Source organism: Allopusillimonas ginsengisoli (genome assembly GCF_004153455.1).
GTDB lineage: Bacteria > Pseudomonadota > Gammaproteobacteria > Burkholderiales > Burkholderiaceae_B > Allopusillimonas > Allopusillimonas ginsengisoli.
This window is the reverse complement of sequence record NZ_SDQE01000012.1, coordinates 1-17,894: the sequence shown is the minus strand read 5'-3', so window position 1 is coordinate 17,894 and position 17,894 is coordinate 1. Positions and strand designations below refer to the sequence as shown.

The following is a 17,894-nucleotide window of genomic DNA, read 5'->3' as shown; positions in this document are numbered from 1 at the left end:
GAATCAATTTGTACCACTGTCTTACTCACTACTCGGGCAGGCATATGGCAACCTCCAGTTCAACCACCACGCGCGAGCTCATTCTCGACGCAGCGGAGCAGCTTTTCGCTCAGCAAGGGCACGACAACACCTCCATGCGCCAGATCACGAGCGCAGCAGGCGTCAACCTGGCGGCGATCAACTACCACTTTGGCAGCAAAGATGGCCTGGTTCAGGCGGTTTTCCAGCGCCGCGTGGCCGCGCTCAACAAAGAACGCCTCATGCTGCTCGACGCCCTCGAGGCGCAGTCCGGCAGCGAGGCGCTCAAGCCTTCCCAGATTGTCGAAGCCTTCTTCGGTCCGCTTGTACGGCATGCGTGCAGTTCCGACTCCAGCCGCAAGGCCTTCGTGCCCCTGCTGGAGCGCAGCATGTCCGATCCTGGCGGTTTTATTCGCGCCGCCATCATCGACGAGCACTCCGAAGTGCTTGCCCGCTTCAAGCAAGCGCTTGTCCGGGCGCTCCCGGATGTGCCCGAGATCGAAATGATCTGGCGTTTTCATTTCATGCTGGGCGCCACGTCCTACGCCATTACCGGCGCCGAAGTCCTGCGCTCGGCAATGAGCTGGACGGGGGCAGACGACAACGTTGCCGACCCGGCGCGCCGCCTGCTCGACCGCCTGCTCAGCTTTCTGCTGGGCGGGCTGCGCGCGCCCCTGCCCGAGGGCGCCTGTATCACACAGGCCAATCCGCCCGCCTGATCCCGATCAGCCGCGGCCAGCACAAAAGGTAATCGATGCTTCTATTCCTTTCATTTCTCCTGATCGCCGTGATGGCAAGCGCGGTCGTGCTTGGCACGCAACCATTGCGCACGCGCCTGCTGACACGCCCCATCTACCGGCTGTATCGCAAGATACTCCCGCAGATGTCCGACACCGAACGCGATGCGCTGGAAGCCGGCAGCGTCTGGTGGGAAGCCGAGCTTTTTCGCGGCAAGCCCGACTGGTCGCGCCTGATGGCGGTGCCTCGCCCCAGCCTCACGCAGGAAGAACGCGATTTTCTCGATAACGAGGTCCAGACCGTCTGCAACATGATCGACGACTGGCAGATCACCCACGAACTCTATGACCTGCCCGCCGAGGTGTGGCAGTACATACGGGAAAATCGTTTTCTCAGCCTGATCATTCCCAAGGAGTATGGCGGGCGCGGCTTTTCGGCGCTGGCGCATTCCGAAATCGTCACCAAGCTGTCTACCTGCAACTCGGCGCTGTCGGTAACCGTGATGGTGCCCAACTCGCTTGGGCCCGCCGAATTGCTGCTGCACTACGGCACCGACGCGCAGAAAAATCACTATCTGCCACGGCTCGCGCGGGGCGAAGACATTCCGGCGTTCGCGCTGACCAGCCCCTGGGCGGGATCAGACGCCGCCGCCATCCCGGACTACGGCATCGTCTGCAAGGGCCAGTGGGAAGGGGAGGAAGTGCTGGGCATGCGGGTTACCTGGGACAAGCGCTACATCACGCTGGGTCCGGTCTGCACCCTGCTGGGCCTGGCCTTCCGCCTGTACGATCCCGACGGATTGCTGGGCGCGCAGCAGGACATCGGCATCACCTGCGCCCTGGTGCCCGCCAGTCACCCCGGCGTGGAAACCGGCCGCCGCCACTTTCCGCTCAACGCGATGTTCATGAATGGCCCGACACGCGGTCAGGATGTCTTCATGCCGCTGGATTTCATCATCGGTGGCGCCGGCATGGCGGGGCAGGGCTGGCGCATGCTGATGGAATGCCTGGCGGCGGGGCGCTCGATTTCCCTGCCCTCATCGTATACCGGCATGGCCAGGCTGACGTCACGCACCGTGGGCGCCTACAGTCGCGTGCGCAGTCAGTTCCGCACACCTATCGGCAAGTTCGAAGGGGTGGAAGAAGCCCTGGCCCGCATCGGCGGGAACACCTATCTCATGGACGCCGCCCGCAGCATGACGGCGATCGCTGTCGACCAGGGCGAAAAGCCCTCGGTTGTCTCCGCCATCGTCAAGTACCATCTCACTGAACGCGGCCGCGTGGTGGTCAACGACGGCATGGACATCATCGGCGGCAAGGGCATTTGCCTTGGGCCTTCGAACTTTCTGGGGCGCGCCTATCAACAACTGCCCGTGGGCATTACGGTCGAAGGCGCCAATATCCTCACACGCAGCCTCATCATCTTCGGCCAGGGCGCAATACGTTGCCACCCTTACGTTCTGGACGAAATGCATGCCGCGCAAGACAGCGACAGCGATCGCGGCCTGCAAGCCTTCGACAAGGCTTTCTGGGGACATATCCGCCATACGCTGGGCAACACCGCCCGCGCGCTCGGCCATGGCTTGACCGGAGGCCGCACGATTGCTGTGGACGTAGCGGTTGCGCCAGAGATGCAGACCTACTACCGCCAGCTGACGCGCTACTCCTGCGCCTTCTCGGTACTGGCCGATGCCGCCATGCTGGCACTGGGTGGCTCGCTCAAGATGCGCGAGCGCCGCTTGCGCATTGGGCGGTCCAGGAAGCGCTGCGCGCAACCCGGGAGGCCTTCGAGGGGGTGCTGGCCAACTTCCCCAACCGGGCGCTGGCAACAGGGCTGCGTGTGCTGTTCTTCCCGTTCGGCCAACCCCGACAGCCCGCTGCCGACAAGCTGGATCAGCAGGTCGCCCGCATCCTGATCACGCCGGGGGCCGCGCGCGATCGCCTCACGCGCGACTGCTTCGTGCCCGAGGACGCGGCCTCGCCTGTTGCCGCCATCGATGCCGCGCTGCTGGCCACCATCGCCACCGAAAATATCGACGCCAAAGTTCGTCTCTTTGAAAAGAACGGCCAGCTTGACGGCAATCCGCAAGCCAATGTTCGCGACATTGCCAGCGCGGTTCATGCCGCCGGCGGCATTACCGACGACGAATACGCGCAACTGAGCAACCGCAACATACTGCGCGATCAAGTCATCGCGGTGGACGACTTCCCCCGCGACATGGCGCCGGCCGGCACGCGCGAAAAGCCATCCATGCGCCAAGTAGCCTGAGGTAACGCACATGACGACACCCTTCGAACCTGTATACGTTGTAGACGGCGCGCGCAGCCCTTTTCTCAAGGCGCGCAACGCGCCCGGCCCATTCGCAGCGTCAGACCTTGCCGTTCAGGCGGGGCGCGAGCTTCTGCTGCGCCAACCCTTCGACCCAGCAGCGCTTAGCGAGGTCATCGTCGGCTGCGCGGCGCCCTCGCCGGACGAAACCAATATCGGCCGTGTCATTGCGCTGCGCCTGGGGTGCGGCGACAAGGTGCCCGGCTGGACGGTGATGCGCAACTGCGCCTCGGGCATGCAGGCGCTGGACTCTGCGCTCATGTCCATTCAGACCGGCCGATCCGACCTGGTGCTGGCAGGCGGCGTGGATGCGCTCTCGCGCGCGCCGCTGCTGTTCAGCGACGACATGGTCAAGTGGCTGGCGGCCTGGAACAATGCTCGCAGCGCCGGGCAAAAGCTTGCCGCGCTCAAAACGCTGCGCCTGCGCCATCTCGCGCCGGTCATCGGGCTGCTCAAAGGGCTCACGGATCCCGTCGTTGGGCTCTCCATGGGGCAAACGGCCGAAAACCTTGCGCATCAGTTTGGCGTTACGCGCGAAGACATGGATGCCTACTCGGCGCGCAGCCATCAGCGTGCCCTGGCAGGTCGGCAGGATGGCGCCTTCGAGGAGATCGTGCCGCTGGCGGATGGCAAGGGCAAGCTCTATACGGAAGACGACGGCGTGCGGGATGACTCCACGCCTGAAAAACTCGCCAAGCTAAAGCCGGTGTTCGACAAGCCCTGGGGCAACGTCACCGCTGGCAACAGTTCGCAGGTGACCGATGGCGCCGCACTGCTGGTGCTCGCTTCCGCTCAGGCCGTCAAGCGCTGGAACCTGCAACCCATGGGCCGGATTCTGGATGTGCAGTGGGCCGCGCTGGATCCTGCCGTGATGGGGCTAGGTCCCGTCTTTGCGTCCACGCCCATCCTCGACCGCCATCAACTCGGGCTGAACGACCTGGACTTGTGGGAGATCAACGAGGCCTTTGCCGCCCAGGTGCTCGGCTGCCTGGCGGCCTGGCAAGACGAGGCCTGGTGCCAGGCGAACCTGGGCCGGCCGGCGCTGGGCGAGCTCGATCAGCAACGTCTGAATGTCGACGGCGGCGCGATTGCGGTGGGTCATCCCGTCGGCGCCTCCGGCGCACGCATCGTGCTGCATCTGCTGCAGGCATTGCGCTCACGCAAGCTCAGGCGCGGCATGGCCGCCATCTGCATCGGCGGCGGCCAGGGCGGCGCCATGCTGGTAGAAACCTGCGACGAGGGGGTCTGAATATGGCACACACTTTCGAATCTCTCAACGTGGCCAATTTCCGCTATACGCTGGACGAGCAGCGCATCGGCTGGCTTGCCATCGATTGCCCCGGCAGTCCCGTCAACCGCATGTCGGCCCAGGTGCTGCGCGAACTCGGTGTCGTGCTGAACTGGCTTGATCAATCGCCCCCCGCTGGCTTGGTCATACTGTCGGGCAAGGACAGCGGCTTTATCGCCGGCGCGGACATCGACGAATTCGCAAGCCTGGATACCCGCGAAAAGGCGCTGGAACTCGTCGAGCGCGGATGGAACATGTATGAACGGCTGGCAAGCGTACGCTACCCCACGCTTGCCCTGATACGCGGACACTGCCTGGGCGGCGGACTGGAACTGGCGCTGGCCTGCCGCTACCGGCTGGTGGTCGATCAGCCTGGCACCTCGCTCGCCCTGCCTGAGGTCATGCTCGGCATCTTCCCCGGCTGGGGCGGCATGCTGCGCTTGCCGCAGGTTATCGGCGCCCCCGCGGCGCTGGACATGATGCTGACCGGCCGGGCACAGGATGCCCGCAGATCCGTCAAACTGGGCCTGGCCGACGGCAGGGTTGCCCCGCGTCTCATGCACCGGGCCGCCGCCATGATGGTGCTCGGCGGCCGCAGGCCCCGCAAGGCTGGCGGCTTGCCCGGCCTGCTCAACCACCGCCTGCTGCGCCCCCTGGTCGCCAGGCAGGCACGCGAAAAGCTCAACAAGCGCGATCCCGGCAAACATTACCCCGCCCCGCGCGCCATCCTTCAGATCTGGATGCAGCACGATGGCAATGCGCTCAAGGCCCCCGCGCTCATCGATACCATCGTGCGTTCCGATACCGCCCGCAATCTCCTGCGCGTATTCCGGCTGCAGGAACGCCTCAAAGCCTTGGGCAAAAAAGAGAATGGGGCGCGGCCGGTACAGCATGTGCACGTGGTCGGCGCAGGCGTGATGGGCGGCGACATTGCCGCCTGGTGCGCCCTCAAAGGCATGACCGTCACGCTTCAGGACCAAGATCGCGAACGCATCGCGACCGCCCAGGGGCGGGCCAGCGTTCTGTTTGCACGCAAGAAGAAAAACCCGCGCGAGGCGCGCGCCGCATCAGACCGCCTGATGCCGGACTTGCGCGGCGATGGCGTACGACATGCGGATGTGGTCATCGAAGCCATTACCGAAAATCCCAATGCCAAGCGCAGCCTGTACAGCACGCTCGAACCGCGCATGAAACCTGACGCCATTCTGGCGACCAACACCTCCAGCCTTTCGCTCGAGGAACTGCGCAGCGGGCTGGCAGCGCCCCAGCGCTTTATCGGCCTGCATTTCTTCAATCCCGTTGCCCGCATGCCCTTGGTGGAGAACGTCGAAACCGACGGTATCGACGATGCCACCCGCGCAATGGCCTACGCCTTCGTGGGCAAGATAGACAAGCTGCCGCTGCCGGTTAAAAGCACGCCAGGCTTCCTCGTCAATGCGGTGCTTGCACCCTATATGCTGGAAGCCATGCGCTGCGTTGACGAAGGTATACGCCCGGAAACCATTGATGCCACCATGGTGGCATTCGGCATGCCCATGGGCCCGATCGAACTGATTGACACCGTGGGCCTGGATATTGCCCGCGATGCCGGGCAGCAGTTATCCGGCGACACGACCATGCCCGCCTGCCTCCAATCCCATCTCGAGCGCAAAGAGCTGGGCCGCAAATCAGGCCAGGGGTTCTACACCTGGAAAGACAACAAGCCCATCAAACAGGCTCCCAGCGCGACACCGCCGGGGCTGACGCAACGGCTGATAGAACCACTCATAGAAAAAACACGGCAGCAGGTGGACCAGGGCGTCGTGGCAGACGCAGACCTGGCCGACGCCGGCGTCATATTCGGCACGGGATTTGCCCCGTTCACGGGCGGGCCATTGCACTACGCCCAGGCAAAACATCCAACGAGATCGAACGAAGCTTCAACAGCCATTTAACCGGAGGTGACACATGAAAGCAGTAAAGTCCTTACGCATCGTTTCCGCACTGATTCTCGGGATGGGCGCCACGGGGGCCCACGCGTCGGGATTCCAGTTGCTCGAGCAGAATGCCAGCGGCCTGGGCAACGCCTACGCCGGATCGGCGGCCGTCGCGGAAAACGCCAGCACCATCTTCTATAACCCGGCCGGCATGACCAAGCTCAGCGGCGTGAACGTGTCGGGCGGCGTCAACGCCATACGCCCTTCATTCAAGTTCAAGAACAATGGCAGCACAGGCCCCGGCGGGATGCCGCTCGGCAGCAATAACGGTGGCGACGCCGGCTCCACAGGGATTGTGCCCAATCTGTATGCGTCCTGGGAAGTCACGCCTGAATGGTTTGTCGGCCTGGGTATCGGCGCACCCTTCGGCCTGATGACCGAATACGATGACGACTGGGTTGGACGCTACCACTCGCGTAAGTTCGAAATACAGAGCATCAACATCAACCCGTCTGTAGCGTATAAGGTATCGGACCGCCTGTCGATTGGTGCCGGCCTGAACTGGATGTATCTGGATGCGGAGTACAAGCGCGCCGTACCCATGGCCTTCGCTGGGCCGGCGGGTCCCATCCTGTTCCCCGATGCGGGCGCGCAGGTCAACATGCGGGGCGATGGCTGGGGCTGGAATGTGGGCCTGCTCTATGACATCACGCCTGATACACGGTTGGGCTTTTCCTATCGCTCACGTGTCAAGATCAATGCGGATGGCCATACCAAGCTAAGCGACGTACCCGCGGTTGCGCCACTGCCCACCCGCGTCGATGCAAGCACCAGCGTCAAGCTGCCTGATACCGCCGTGCTGAGCCTGTCTCATAACCTGAACAGCAAATGGCAGTTGCTGGCCGATGTGTCCTGGACGGGCTGGAGCAGCATCAAATCCCTGGACATCGACAGCGGCCCGGTGCTGGGCGAAGACAGCCTGGATCTGAAGTTTCGCGATGCCTGGCGTGTTGCACTGGGCGCCAACTATCACGTGAACCAGACCTGGACGCTCAAAGCCGGGGTGGCATGGGATCAATCACCCATCAAGGACGCCACGCACCGCCCCACCTCTTTGCCAGACAACAACCGCATCTGGGCCTCGCTCGGCGCGCAGTATCGCTTCAATGACCAGGGCACGATCGATATCGGCTACGCCCATCTGTTCGTCAAGAATACCGATATCGACAACACCACCGATACCGCCACGAAGGGCAACGTGCGCGGCAAGTACTCGTCCGACGCCAACATCCTGGGCGTCCAGGTTTCTTATCGGTTCTGAATCCTGAGCAATCAACATGAAGCTGTCAACGCTCAAACGGCTCCCCTTGCGCTGGCGCGCAAGGGCGATGCGCCTGGGCTTCAACCTGCACCCTGCCTTTCGCTCGACGGGAGGCAGGGTGCTATGTATCGCGCAGGATCTGTCTCATGTCAGGATACGCTTGAGGCTTACCCGACGCACGCGCAATATCGTCGGCTCGATTTACGGCGGCTCGCTGTTCGCGATTACCGATGGCCCTCACGCCTCCATGCTTCTGGCGCGCATCGATCGCGACATCATTGTGTGGGACAAGTCCGCGGCCATTCGTTTTCGCAGGCCGGCCTACACAACGTTGTATGCCGACTTTCACATCACACAAGAAGACATTGATGAGATCTGCAGGGACCTGGACAAAGACCACGAAACGTCGCGACGCTACACCATCGAGCTCAAGGATGCCGACGGGAACGTGTACACGGTCGTCGAACGCATGGTATATATCGCCGATAAGTCGTACTACAAGGTCAAAAGGGGGTAAATAGCATGGAACGCATATGGCTGGACCACTATCCGGCGGGCATACCGGCAGAGATTACCGACGAAGCCGCCAAGTACGATTCACTGGTCTCAATACTGGAAGAAAGCTGCGGCCGGCATGCCGACAGCATTGCCTACTACAGCCTCGGCGCCAGCATGACCTACGCCGAACTCGACAAATACTCGGGCCAGTTCGCTGCCTGGCTGCAGGCCAAGGGCCTCAAGAAAGGCGATCGCGTTTCCCTGATGATGCCGAACCTGCTGCAGTATCCCGTATGCCTGTTCGGCACGCTGCGAGCCGGCGGCGTCGTGGTGAACACCAACCCCCTTTATACCGCCACCGAACTGCATCATCAGCTCAAGGATTCGGGCGCGCGCATTATTGTCATCGCCGAAAATTTCGCACACACGCTTCAGGACGCCATGGCGGACACTGCCGTCGACACGGTTGTGCTCACAGCGCTGGGCGACATGCTGGGCACGCTTAAAGGCACGCTCACCAACCTGGTTGTGCGACACGTCAAAAAGATGGTGCCAGCCTTCCAGCTGCCCGGCGCCCTGCAGCTCAAGCAAGTGCTTGCACAGGGCGCTCGCGCCAAATACGACAAGCCTGCATTGCGCCATGACGACATGGCGCTGCTGCAGTACACGGGCGGCACCACGGGCGTGGCCAAGGGCGCCGTGCTCACCCACGGCAATATGGTGTCGAATGTGTGTCAGGCCCATGCCTGGGTTCAGCCCTATATACACGGCCCACAATGCATCATCACGGCATTGCCGCTTTATCATATCTTCGCCCTGACCGCGAACTGCCTGACCTTTATCGTGCTGGGCGCCAGCAACGTACTCATCGTCAATCCGCGCGACATCCCTGCCGTCGTCAAAACCATGGGCAAGCATCGGTTCACCGCCATCACCGGCGTGAACACGCTGTTCAACGCCTTTCTGCACAATGCCGATTTCGCCAAACTGGATTTTTCGTCGCTCAAGTTCACTCTGGGCGGCGGCATGGCCGTGCAGGAAGTCATTGCCAAGCGCTGGTTGGCCTGCACAGGCGTGCCGTTGGCGCAGGCCTATGGCCTGACGGAAACCTCGCCCGCGGTCACCATCAATCCACTGGACAATAAAGAATTCACCGGTTCCATTGGCTTGCCCGTGCCCTCCACCGATATTGCCATACGCGACGACCAGGGCCAGGACATGCCGCAGGGCGAAAGCGGCGAGATCTGCGTGCGCGGGCCGCAAGTCACGCCGGGCTACTGGAACCGCCCCGACGAAACCGCCAAAGTCATGGACGCCGATGGCTTCCTGCACACGGGCGATATCGGCTACGTCAACGAACAGGGCTATGTCTTTATTCTTGACCGCAAGAAAGACATGATCAATGTGTCGGGCTTCAATGTCTATCCCAACGAAATCGAAGCCGTGGCCGCAGAGCACCCTGACGTCAAGGAAGTCGCCGCCGTTGGCGTCTCCAATGAACACTCCGGCGAAGTGGTCAAGCTGTTCGTCATACGCAAGGACAACAAGGTCACTGAAAAAGAGCTCATCGAGTACTGCCGCGGCAAACTGACCGGCTACAAGGTGCCCAAATATGTTGAGTTTCGGGATGATCTGCCGCGCACCAATGTAGGCAAGGTACTGCGCCGCGAGCTGAAGGAAAGCAAGACGGCGCCGTCGCCAAGTAGGTCAGGGAACGGCAGCAGCTGACACCTTAGAACCAGTTATCGTCGAACGACAGAATGGAACTTCCGCCGGCCAGGATGGCCGAACGGCGCGCGCCGGTTTCCGGCAGCAGCCGCTCAAAATAAAAGCGGGCCGTGCCGACCTTCGCGCGATAGAATCCGCCCGCATCCTGTTCGGTGCCAACGCAAGGAATCGACACCTGTGCCATGCGCGCCCACATATAGCCCAGCGCCACCAGACTGAAGAGGCGCAAGTAGTCGGTCGAGGCCGCGCCGCCCTCCTCGGGCCTGGCCATGCCAAGCTTCATGATATGTATCGTCGCCTGCTGAAGATGGCCAAACGCCTTGCCCAATTGCTTTGCGAACACGCCCAGCTGCGGATCCTCGGCATGATCTTCAATAAAGCGAGATACCGGATGAAAAAACTGGCGCAATAGACGCCCGCCGTGTGCGGGCAGCTTGCGACCCACCAGATCCAGCGCCTGCACGCCATTTGTGCCTTCGTAGATCAGCGTGATGCGCGCATCGCGCACCAGTTGCTCCATGCCATGCTCGCGGATATAGCCATGCCCGCCAAACACCTGCATGCCCATATTGGCGCACGCCAGGCCCATGTCCGTGAAGCAGCTTTTCAGGACAGGCGTCATCAACGCCACCAGGTCGTCGGCATCCTGGCGAACCGCAGGATCCGGGCTCTTGTCTGCAATGTCCAGCGCCTTGGAAACCCAGGCACCCAGCGCGCGTGCGCCTTCGATGTTGGCGCGCATCGTCAGCAGCAGCCGGCGCACATCGGGGTGAACCATCAAGGGATCCGCCGGCTTGTCGGGATGCCTTGGTCCCGACAGCGCTCGGCCCTGAAGGCGTTCGCGCGCGTAGGAAACCGCCCCCTGATAAGCGGCTTCGGCGACGCCCAAACCCTGTATGGCCACGCCCTGGCGCGCCGCGTTCATCATGGTGAACATGGCGCGCATGCCCTTGTTTTCCACGCCTATCAGCCAGCCTTTGGCGTCATCGAAGTTCATTACGCAGGTGGCAGACGCCTTGATACCCATTTTGTGTTCAATGGATCCACAGGTCACGGTATTGCGCTCGCCCAGGCTGCCATCTTCATTGACCAGAAATTTAGGCACCACGAACAGGCTGATGCCCTTGATACCCTTGGGAGCGCCTTCGATGCGCGCCAGGACCAGGTGGATATTGTTTTCGGTCAGGTCGTGCTCGCCCGAAGAGATGAAGATCTTGGTGCCTGTGACGCGATAGCTGCCGTCTGGCTGCGCCACTGCTTTGCTGCGTATCAATCCCAGGTCGGTGCCGCAATGCGGTTCGGTCAGGCACATCGTGCCGCCCCAGGAACCATCCGCCATGCGCGGCAGAAACGTGTCGCGCAGCGCAGGCGTCGCATGCGCGTTGATCGCCTTGTAGGCGCCATGGCTCAATCCGGGATAGAGCCCGAATGCCAGGTTGGCCGAAGAGATCATCTCCTCGATCATCATGTGCACAGACACCGGCATGCCTTGCCCGCCGTGCGCCGGATCGCAGGAAATACCCGTCCAACCGCCCTCGGCGAACTGGTCGTAGGCCTGCTTGAACCCCTGCGGCGTGTAGACCTGGCCATCTTCGTAGCGGCAACCTTCTTCATCGCCGCGCTGATTCAGGGGCTGAAGCACCTCGCTGGCAAACTTGCCCGCCTCCTCAAGAACGGGATCAATCAGGTCCGCTGTCATGTCTTCGAAACCAGGCAGCTGCGCGAGATCGGCACTGTTGTGCAGTTCGTGCAATACAAAGCGCATATCGCGCAGGGGTGCGGTGTAATGAGGCATGATGGATCTCTCTAGTTTCTGAGCGGTTTGCCGGTTTCAAGAATGTGGGCAACACGCGCAAGCGTATCGGGATGGCGGCACAACTGCAGGAACACGCGCTGCTCCAGCGCCATCACCTCTTGCTCCGATAAGGGCTGAAGCGGATCGGCGTCGTCGCCGCCAGACAGGACCTCGGCCAGGGCCTTGGACACCACGACATCGTGCCGGGTGGCCGCGCCCTTGCGATGAAAGGACGCCACCACGGCTTCGAGCGCCACCCTCGCGGAAGCCCCTGGCAGATTGAACTGCGGTGGCGCCGGCGCCTTGTAATCCAGCGCAAGCTCCAACGCCAACGCCTTGGCATCGCTCAACAGCCGATAGCGATTCATCGTGATGCGGTCTGTTGTGCGCAGGAACAAGTGCTCCCTGGCTTCGTGCGCAGACTTGGAGGCCGTGGCCGTGCTGATGAGTTCGAAGGCCTTGGCGACCGGCGCCATCGGGCCTTTGGGAGACTTGGGATGCGTGGACCAGCGGTGCAGCATTTCCTTGCAGCCGCCCCAGGCGGGCACCAGCCCCACACCACATTCGACCAGGCCGATATAGCTTTCCGCATGCGCCTGTACGGCATCGGAGTGCAGCAGTATTTCGCATCCACCGCCAAGCGCCATGCCGGATGGCGCCGACACGACAGGGAAGGGCGCGTACTTGAGCGCCAGATAGGTTTGCTGGCCCCCGCTGACAATGTTTTCTATCAAATCCCACGCGGCAATATTGGCGGCAAAGGCGGCAAGCCCCAGATTCGCGCCCGCCGAGAAATGGCTGCCTTCGTTGTAGATGACCAGCGCCTTATAGCCCTTCTTCACCACATCGATGGACTCATTGAGCAAGGCAAGCATATCGGGATCGAGGGCATTCATCTTGCTGGTGAATTCAAAGCACGCTACGCCATCGCCAATATCCCAAAGCGAGGCCGAGCCGTTCTTGATCAGGGGCGTACTGTGGCGCTTGATGTCCTCGAGCATCAACACCCCGGCCGGGCGCTCAAGCGTGCGATAGGTTCCATCCGCGCCCAGGTATTGCCGCCTGCCCTGCTCCACCCGATACAGCGGCCGGTCGCCCGCCATCTGCAAGTACGCGGGTACCGGCAGACCGCCCTCCGACAGCTTTTGCGTAAACCACCCCGTTCCAAGTTGGTCGATCAGCTCGAATGGTCCGATTTTCCAGTTGTACCCCAGCCGCATCGATTCATCGATGGCCGCGATATCATCAGCGGCCTCGCCCACCAGCATCGCCGCGTAAGCCAGCGTTTGCGCCATCACCTCCCAGGCATAGCGTCCGTATTTATCTGAGCCAGACAACAGCGTACGCAGGTCGCCGCGCGATGATTCCAGAACTGCCAACTGCGGCTTGATCTGTGCGCGGTAGTCCCCGGAGGCGAGCGATATTGCTTCCCTGGCCTTGCCGCCATCCGCGCGATTCAGCCGATAAAAGCCGCCCTTGCCCTTGCGGCCGGTATAGCCATCGGCGACCATTTTGCCGAGCAGCGGAAGGTCTTTGCGCAGTTGATGAAAAGCATCCTCTTTCGGCAGCAGCGCTGCCATGCTGGCCTCCACGTGACCCATCAAGTCCAGGCCGACCAGATCCACCAATCCAAACACGCCCGTCTTGGGAATGCCAAAAGGTTTGCCCAGTAGTGCATCGGCCTCTTCGACCTCAATGCCCAGATCAAACGCCTTGACCAGCGCGGCCTTGATCCACAGCGTGCCCAGCCGGTTGGCGATGAACCCCGGGCTGTCTTTGCAAGCCACGATGGACTTGCCCAGCTTGACGTCGATGAACTGCGACAGATCGTCGATCAGCGCGGGCCGGAACGCATCGCTTGTTACCAGCTCCAGCAAACGCAGATAGCGTGGAGGGTTGAAGAAGTGAGTAATGCAGAATTCCGTCTTGAAGACATCGGACTGGCCTTGAACCAGTTTCTCCAGCGGTATCGTGGAGGTGTTCGAGGACACAATCGTGCCAGGCTTTCTGTGGGCATCTATCTTCTTGTAAAGATCGTGCTTGATCTCCAGCTTTTCGATAACGGCCTCGACAATCCAGCCGCACTCGGACAGCAGATCGAGATGGTCTTCGATATTGCCGGTCGTTACCAGCCTGGCCGCCTTTTTGCTCATAAACGCCGCTGGCTGGGCCTTGAGCAGTTTTGCCACGGCGCCCTGCGCCAGTTGATTCCGGTTTTGCGTGCCAGGCAGAACAATATCAAGCAAGACAACAGGAACCCCCGCATTGGCCACCTGCGCGGCAATCCCCGCACCCATCACACCCGCGCCGATCACGGCAACTTTCTTGATGTCTGCCATTACGCCGCCTCCAGCACCGTTGCGATACCCTGACCGCCGCCGATGCACTGCGTGGCCAGCGCATACTTGCCGCCGGTGCGCTGGAGCAAGGCGGCGGCCTTGCCCACGATGCGGGCACCGGTCGCCCCCAGCGGATGGCCAAGCGCAATGGCGCCGCCGTCAATATTGATGCGCGAAACATCCAGACCCAGATCGCGGATGCAGGCCAGCGATTGCGACGCAAACGCTTCGTTCAACTCAATCACGTCCAGCGCATCCACGCCGATGCCGGCGCGGCGCAACGCTTTTTGCGTGGCAGGAACAGGGCCGATACCCATGATCTCCGGCGCGCAGCCCGCCACCGCAACCGATTTGACGCGTGCCAGGATCGTCAATCCATGCTGTCGGGCATAATCCTCGCTCGTCACCAGCACGGCGGCTGCGCCATCGGTCAACGGAGAAGAGGTCCCTGCCGTGACCGAGCCATCCTGGTCAAAAGCCGGCTTCAGCTTGGCCAGATCCTCCTGTGTTGTGTCCGGCCGCAGGCATCCATCCGTATCTATGCCATTGATCGCCACGATCTCAGCGTTCAGGTGCCCCCTGGACTGAGCCTCGCCCGCGCGGCGCTGGCTTTCCATCGCAAAAGCCTCTTGTTCCTGGCGGGAGATGCCCCACTTGCGGGCGATGTTCTCGGCCGTATCCCCCATGCCGATATAGGCTTGCGGATGCGCCGCCGCAAACGCGGGATGGGGCAGGGGATTGAAGCCCATCATGGGAACGCGCGTCATGCTTTCGACGCCTGCGCAAATGAATACATCGCCCGCGCCGGCGGCGATGGCGCCCACCGCATGATGAACCGACTGCATCGACGAACCGCAGAAGCGATTGATGGTCGACCCTGCCACGCTTTGCGGCAGGCCAGCCATCATGCCCACCAATCGTCCCATGTTCAGCCCCTGCTCGCCCTCGGGAATCGCGCAGCCCAGCAGCAGATCTTCAATATCCGCCGGATCAATGCCGGTGCGCTCGACCAAGGCCCGAACCACGTCGGCAGCCAGTTCGTCGGGACGCGTTCTGGCCAGCGCGCCCTTGTAAGCCAGCGTGAAGGGAGAGCGGGCATAACCCACGATTACGGCTGCAGTCATTGAACAATCTCCATGTATTTTGAAGGGCCAGCGCGTGGCGCGTATCGCCGCGCACACCTGGATGCACCGCCGACCAGGAGCGCAACGCCGGGCTTGTTCTGCATTCTAGGGACTTCCGATTTGTTTGATAACTACATACAATATGAATAACCTATTCGACTGAACCGAAGAATCGAGCACACCATGCGTGGCACAGAATTTGTAGAGCTAAGTACCTTCGTCGCAGTCGCAGAGCACAACAGCTTTTCCAAAGCGGCTGCCCAGCTCGGGCTTGCGCTGTCCACGGTCAGTCAAACCGTGCGTTCGCTCGAAGAGCGTCTCGGCGTCAGACTGCTCAATCGCACCACGCGCAGCGTGTCCGTCACCGAAGCCGGCGAACGTCTGCTTGCCGATATGCAAACCGTGCTCAGCCTGCTGGATAATGCCCTCGAAGGGGTCAACCTGTTTCGCGACAAACCCAAGGGCACGCTGCGGCTGGTGGCCATTCGCCCTGTTGCCTCGGAACTCATCGCGCAGGTGGTGCCCGGCTTTCTGGCGCAGTATCCCGACATCGCCCTGGAGGTCGCCGCCGACGACACCAATCTCGATATCGTGCAAAGCGGCTTCGATGCCGGCATCCGCATCGAGCCGCAGATCGAAAAAGACATGATTGCTGTACCCATATTGCGAGAGTTCCGCGTCCTTCCGGTCGCGTCGCCTGCCTACCTGACGCGGCACGCGCCACCCGCCACGCCCGATGATCTGGCCAGCCACGAATGCGTGCGCCTGCGCCTGCCCTGGGACGGCGCCATTCAGCGCTGGCGCTTGCGCGACGCCCATGGCCAAACCGTCGACTTCACTGGGCATGGCTCACTGGTGGTCAACGACATACAGTTGGTCTTGAATGCAGCGCTGGAAGGCTGTGGCATCAGCTATCTGCCCGAGCCCATGATCGCGCCTCATCTGGCGGACGGCAGGCTGGTCGCGCTGCTGCCCCGCTGGTCCAGCTATCGCGCGTCGCTTTATCTGCATTATTCAAGCCGCAGGCAGATCCCCGGGCCGCTTCGGGCATTTATTGATTTCATCGACAGCCACCGCAAGACGCTGGCCCGCCACCGTTCCAGATAGCGGCATATCCTGAGCAGGGCCCCGTGTCCGACGCGCCGGCATCATCAAACGGAATCAAGCTCCGACGCCGCCGTCAACCATGTATTGGCGGCCGCGCTCAATCTTACGCCTACGCCCCGCGTGCCTGTCAGGCTTCGCACATGGTGGCCTGCCAGCGCGGGGGTATAGCACTCAACCAGATAGAGTGGCCGCTGCCTGCTTTCGTTGAAAATCCTGCCCAGGTATTCGCCAATCATTCCCAGGCCCAGCAACTGCGCGCCAGACAAAAACACCAAGGCCACCATCAGCGTGGGATAGCCACTTGCCGACTCGCCCAATGCCAGCACATGATATGCAATCCAGGCCGCAGCCATGAATGCGCCCAGCGCGAGCACCAGACCCGCCACGCTGAACACCCTTAATGGCAGAATGGAAAAAGAGGTAATGCCTTCCATGGCGTCCTCGAGCATGTGAACAGTGTTGTACTTGGATTTGCCCGCTGCCCGCGCCTTGCGCGCATACGGCACCGCCGTCTGGCGAAACCCTATCCAGGCATACAGCTCTTTCATATAGCGGTGGCGTTCGCGCAATCCCTTGATCGCGTCAAGCGCGCGCCGGCTCAGCAAGCGAAAATCACCGGTATCCGGCGCAATGGACACGCGGCTAAGCGTTGCCAGCAAACGGTAGCAGACAAAGGCAGTCAGCTTTTTCATGCGTGATTCGCCTTTGCGGGACACGCGTTTGCCATGGACGACATCGTAGCCTTCGCACCACAAGGCCAGAAACTCGGGTATCAGTTCGGGGGGATCTTGCAGATCCGCATCCATCACTATCACGGCATCTGCGTCGGCATGGTCCAGCCCAGCCGACAGCGCCCGGCTCTTGCCAAAATGCCTGCTCAGGTTCAGCACGCTGACACGGGCGTCATGCAGTTGCAGATCCTCCAGCTGGGCAAGCGTCTGGTCTTTGCTGCCATCGTTCACATAGAGGATTTCGGTGGTCCAGTCCGTCAGTTCGTCCAGCACATACGCCAACCGTCGATGGAACATCGCAAGGACCTGCGCTTCGTTATAGATGGGCACAACAACCGTCAGGCGAGGAATATTCACAATCAGCTCAATATAGTCATGCAACCGGTTCAGGTGAGCATTCATTCCAAAACAATACCGTCCCCGCAGGTGTGACGAGGCTCACTTTTCCGTTGGTAAAAAAGCAACAGCGGCGCGTAAAGCGCGGGTGCCCAGCGTCTGTACTGGCTGTGGATTCCTTTTTGTGACGCTCGTCATATCCGGCTTCTGACCCACAGCGTTCACTCAGGCTATGTCGCTATCGGTATGGTGAAGAAGTGTCACCGCATATTTCGCCATACATCACGCACAGAAACCCACGATAGCGGCGCTTCCTGAAATGTCTACAAGGAGTATTCTCATGGCTGCTGCCGACTATCACGATGCAGTACAAAAAATCTACATCGCCTATTACGGGCGCCCCGCTGATCCGGTTGGCCTGAACTTCTGGGCCGGCAAGCTGGATGCGGCCGCAGGCGATCTGTCCGAGATCATCGACGCCTTTGGCAACTCGGCCGAATCGACCGCGCTGTTTGACGGCGCGAGCAACTCGGCCAAGATCACCCAGATCTACCAGCAACTGTTCAACCGCGCCCCCGAGGCCGATGGCCTGAACTTCTACATCGACCTGCTGGCCAACGGCCAGGC

The 17,894-nt window shown here is 61.5% G+C and carries 12 protein-coding genes and 1 pseudogene; 9 read left to right on the top strand and 4 right to left on the bottom strand.

The features are described 5' to 3' along the window. The first annotated feature begins 44 nt into the window (after positions 1-44). The 7 genes and pseudogenes from ERE07_RS17365 (at position 45) to ERE07_RS17335 (ending at position 9,835) form a co-directional block, all read left to right on the top strand. Positions 45-737 carry a TetR/AcrR family transcriptional regulator gene (locus ERE07_RS17365; protein WP_130010318.1) on the top strand — a complete coding sequence of 231 codons (693 nt, stop codon included), beginning with the start codon at positions 45-47 and terminating at the stop codon, positions 735-737. A gap of 35 nt (positions 738-772) precedes the next feature. Continuing rightward, a pseudogene (locus ERE07_RS17360) lies at positions 773-3,024 on the top strand (acyl-CoA dehydrogenase). A gap of 10 nt (positions 3,025-3,034) precedes the next feature. Further along, on the top strand, positions 3,035-4,333 hold the full coding sequence (locus ERE07_RS17355; RefSeq protein WP_130010316.1) for an acetyl-CoA C-acetyltransferase: 1,299 nt from the start codon (positions 3,035-3,037) through the stop codon (positions 4,331-4,333). Between the two features lie 2 nt (positions 4,334-4,335). Beyond that, entirely contained in the window at positions 4,336-6,306 is a 1,971-nt protein-coding gene (locus ERE07_RS17350) for a 3-hydroxyacyl-CoA dehydrogenase NAD-binding domain-containing protein (RefSeq protein ID WP_130010315.1), read from the top strand. Positions 6,307-6,319: 13 nt separating this feature from the next. Continuing rightward, positions 6,320-7,609, top strand: a complete 1,290-nt coding sequence (locus ERE07_RS17345) for an OmpP1/FadL family transporter (protein ID WP_130010314.1) — start codon at positions 6,320-6,322, stop codon at positions 7,607-7,609. A 16-nt stretch (positions 7,610-7,625) separates the two neighbouring features. Beyond that, a complete protein-coding gene (locus ERE07_RS17340; protein ID WP_130010313.1) occupies positions 7,626-8,126 on the top strand; it encodes a DUF4442 domain-containing protein in 501 nt (166 codons plus the stop codon). 5 nt (positions 8,127-8,131) lie between these two features. Next, positions 8,132-9,835, top strand: a complete 1,704-nt coding sequence (locus ERE07_RS17335; protein WP_130010312.1) for an AMP-binding protein — start codon at positions 8,132-8,134, stop codon at positions 9,833-9,835. 4 nt (positions 9,836-9,839) lie between these two features. Here the strand turns inward: ERE07_RS17335 and ERE07_RS17330 are convergent, their stop codons facing one another. From ERE07_RS17330 to ERE07_RS17320, 3 genes are read right to left on the bottom strand one after another with little or no spacing between them, the layout of a single operon-like run. Continuing rightward, on the bottom strand, positions 9,840-11,630 hold the full coding sequence (locus ERE07_RS17330) for an acyl-CoA dehydrogenase C-terminal domain-containing protein (RefSeq protein WP_130010311.1): 1,791 nt from the start codon (positions 11,628-11,630) through the stop codon (positions 9,840-9,842). An 11-nt stretch (positions 11,631-11,641) separates the two neighbouring features. Further along, positions 11,642-13,969: a 3-hydroxyacyl-CoA dehydrogenase/enoyl-CoA hydratase family protein gene (locus tag ERE07_RS17325; RefSeq protein WP_130010310.1), complete on the bottom strand. Its 2,328-nt coding sequence runs from the start codon at positions 13,967-13,969 to the stop codon at positions 11,642-11,644. Further along, positions 13,969-15,093 carry a thiolase family protein gene (locus ERE07_RS17320; protein ID WP_130010309.1) on the bottom strand — a complete coding sequence of 375 codons (1,125 nt, stop codon included), beginning with the start codon at positions 15,091-15,093 and terminating at the stop codon, positions 13,969-13,971. Before ERE07_RS17320 ends, ERE07_RS17325 begins: the two co-directional genes overlap by 1 nt. A 183-nt stretch (positions 15,094-15,276) precedes the next feature. Between ERE07_RS17320 and ERE07_RS17315 the strand changes: the two genes are divergently transcribed. Further along, positions 15,277-16,200 (top strand): LysR family transcriptional regulator, encoded by a 924-nt coding sequence (locus ERE07_RS17315; protein ID WP_130010308.1) that lies wholly within the window; start codon positions 15,277-15,279, stop codon positions 16,198-16,200. 44 nt (positions 16,201-16,244) lie between these two features. Here the strand turns inward: ERE07_RS17315 and ERE07_RS17310 are convergent, their stop codons facing one another. Continuing rightward, positions 16,245-17,333 (bottom strand): glycosyltransferase family 2 protein, encoded by a 1,089-nt coding sequence (locus tag ERE07_RS17310; RefSeq protein WP_209021177.1) that lies wholly within the window; start codon positions 17,331-17,333, stop codon positions 16,245-16,247. A gap of 274 nt (positions 17,334-17,607) precedes the next feature. Between ERE07_RS17310 and ERE07_RS17305 the strand changes: the two genes are divergently transcribed. After that, the coding region (locus ERE07_RS17305; protein WP_167670969.1) for a DUF4214 domain-containing protein at positions 17,608-17,894 on the top strand (287 nt) is incomplete at its 3' end.

What these genes read in the sequence shown, in the direction of transcription:
- ERE07_RS17365 (WP_130010318.1), top strand. Translation starts at nt 45, where the DNA reads ATGGCAACCTCCAGTTCAACCACCACGCGCGAGCTCATTCTCGACGCA.
- ERE07_RS17355 (WP_130010316.1), top strand. Translation starts at nt 3,035, where the DNA reads ATGACGACACCCTTCGAACCTGTATACGTTGTAGACGGCGCGCGCAGC.
- ERE07_RS17350 (WP_130010315.1), top strand. Translation starts at nt 4,336, where the DNA reads ATGGCACACACTTTCGAATCTCTCAACGTGGCCAATTTCCGCTATACG.
- ERE07_RS17345 (WP_130010314.1), top strand. Translation starts at nt 6,320, where the DNA reads ATGAAAGCAGTAAAGTCCTTACGCATCGTTTCCGCACTGATTCTCGGG.
- ERE07_RS17340 (WP_130010313.1), top strand. Translation starts at nt 7,626, where the DNA reads ATGAAGCTGTCAACGCTCAAACGGCTCCCCTTGCGCTGGCGCGCAAGG.
- ERE07_RS17335 (WP_130010312.1), top strand. Translation starts at nt 8,132, where the DNA reads ATGGAACGCATATGGCTGGACCACTATCCGGCGGGCATACCGGCAGAG.
- ERE07_RS17330 (WP_130010311.1), bottom strand. Translation starts at nt 11,630, where the DNA reads ATGCCTCATTACACCGCACCCCTGCGCGATATGCGCTTTGTATTGCAC.
- ERE07_RS17325 (WP_130010310.1), bottom strand. Translation starts at nt 13,969, where the DNA reads ATGGCAGACATCAAGAAAGTTGCCGTGATCGGCGCGGGTGTGATGGGT.
- ERE07_RS17320 (WP_130010309.1), bottom strand. Translation starts at nt 15,093, where the DNA reads ATGACTGCAGCCGTAATCGTGGGTTATGCCCGCTCTCCCTTCACGCTG.
- ERE07_RS17315 (WP_130010308.1), top strand. Translation starts at nt 15,277, where the DNA reads ATGCGTGGCACAGAATTTGTAGAGCTAAGTACCTTCGTCGCAGTCGCA.
- ERE07_RS17310 (WP_209021177.1), bottom strand. Translation starts at nt 17,333, where the DNA reads ATGAATGCTCACCTGAACCGGTTGCATGACTATATTGAGCTGATTGTG.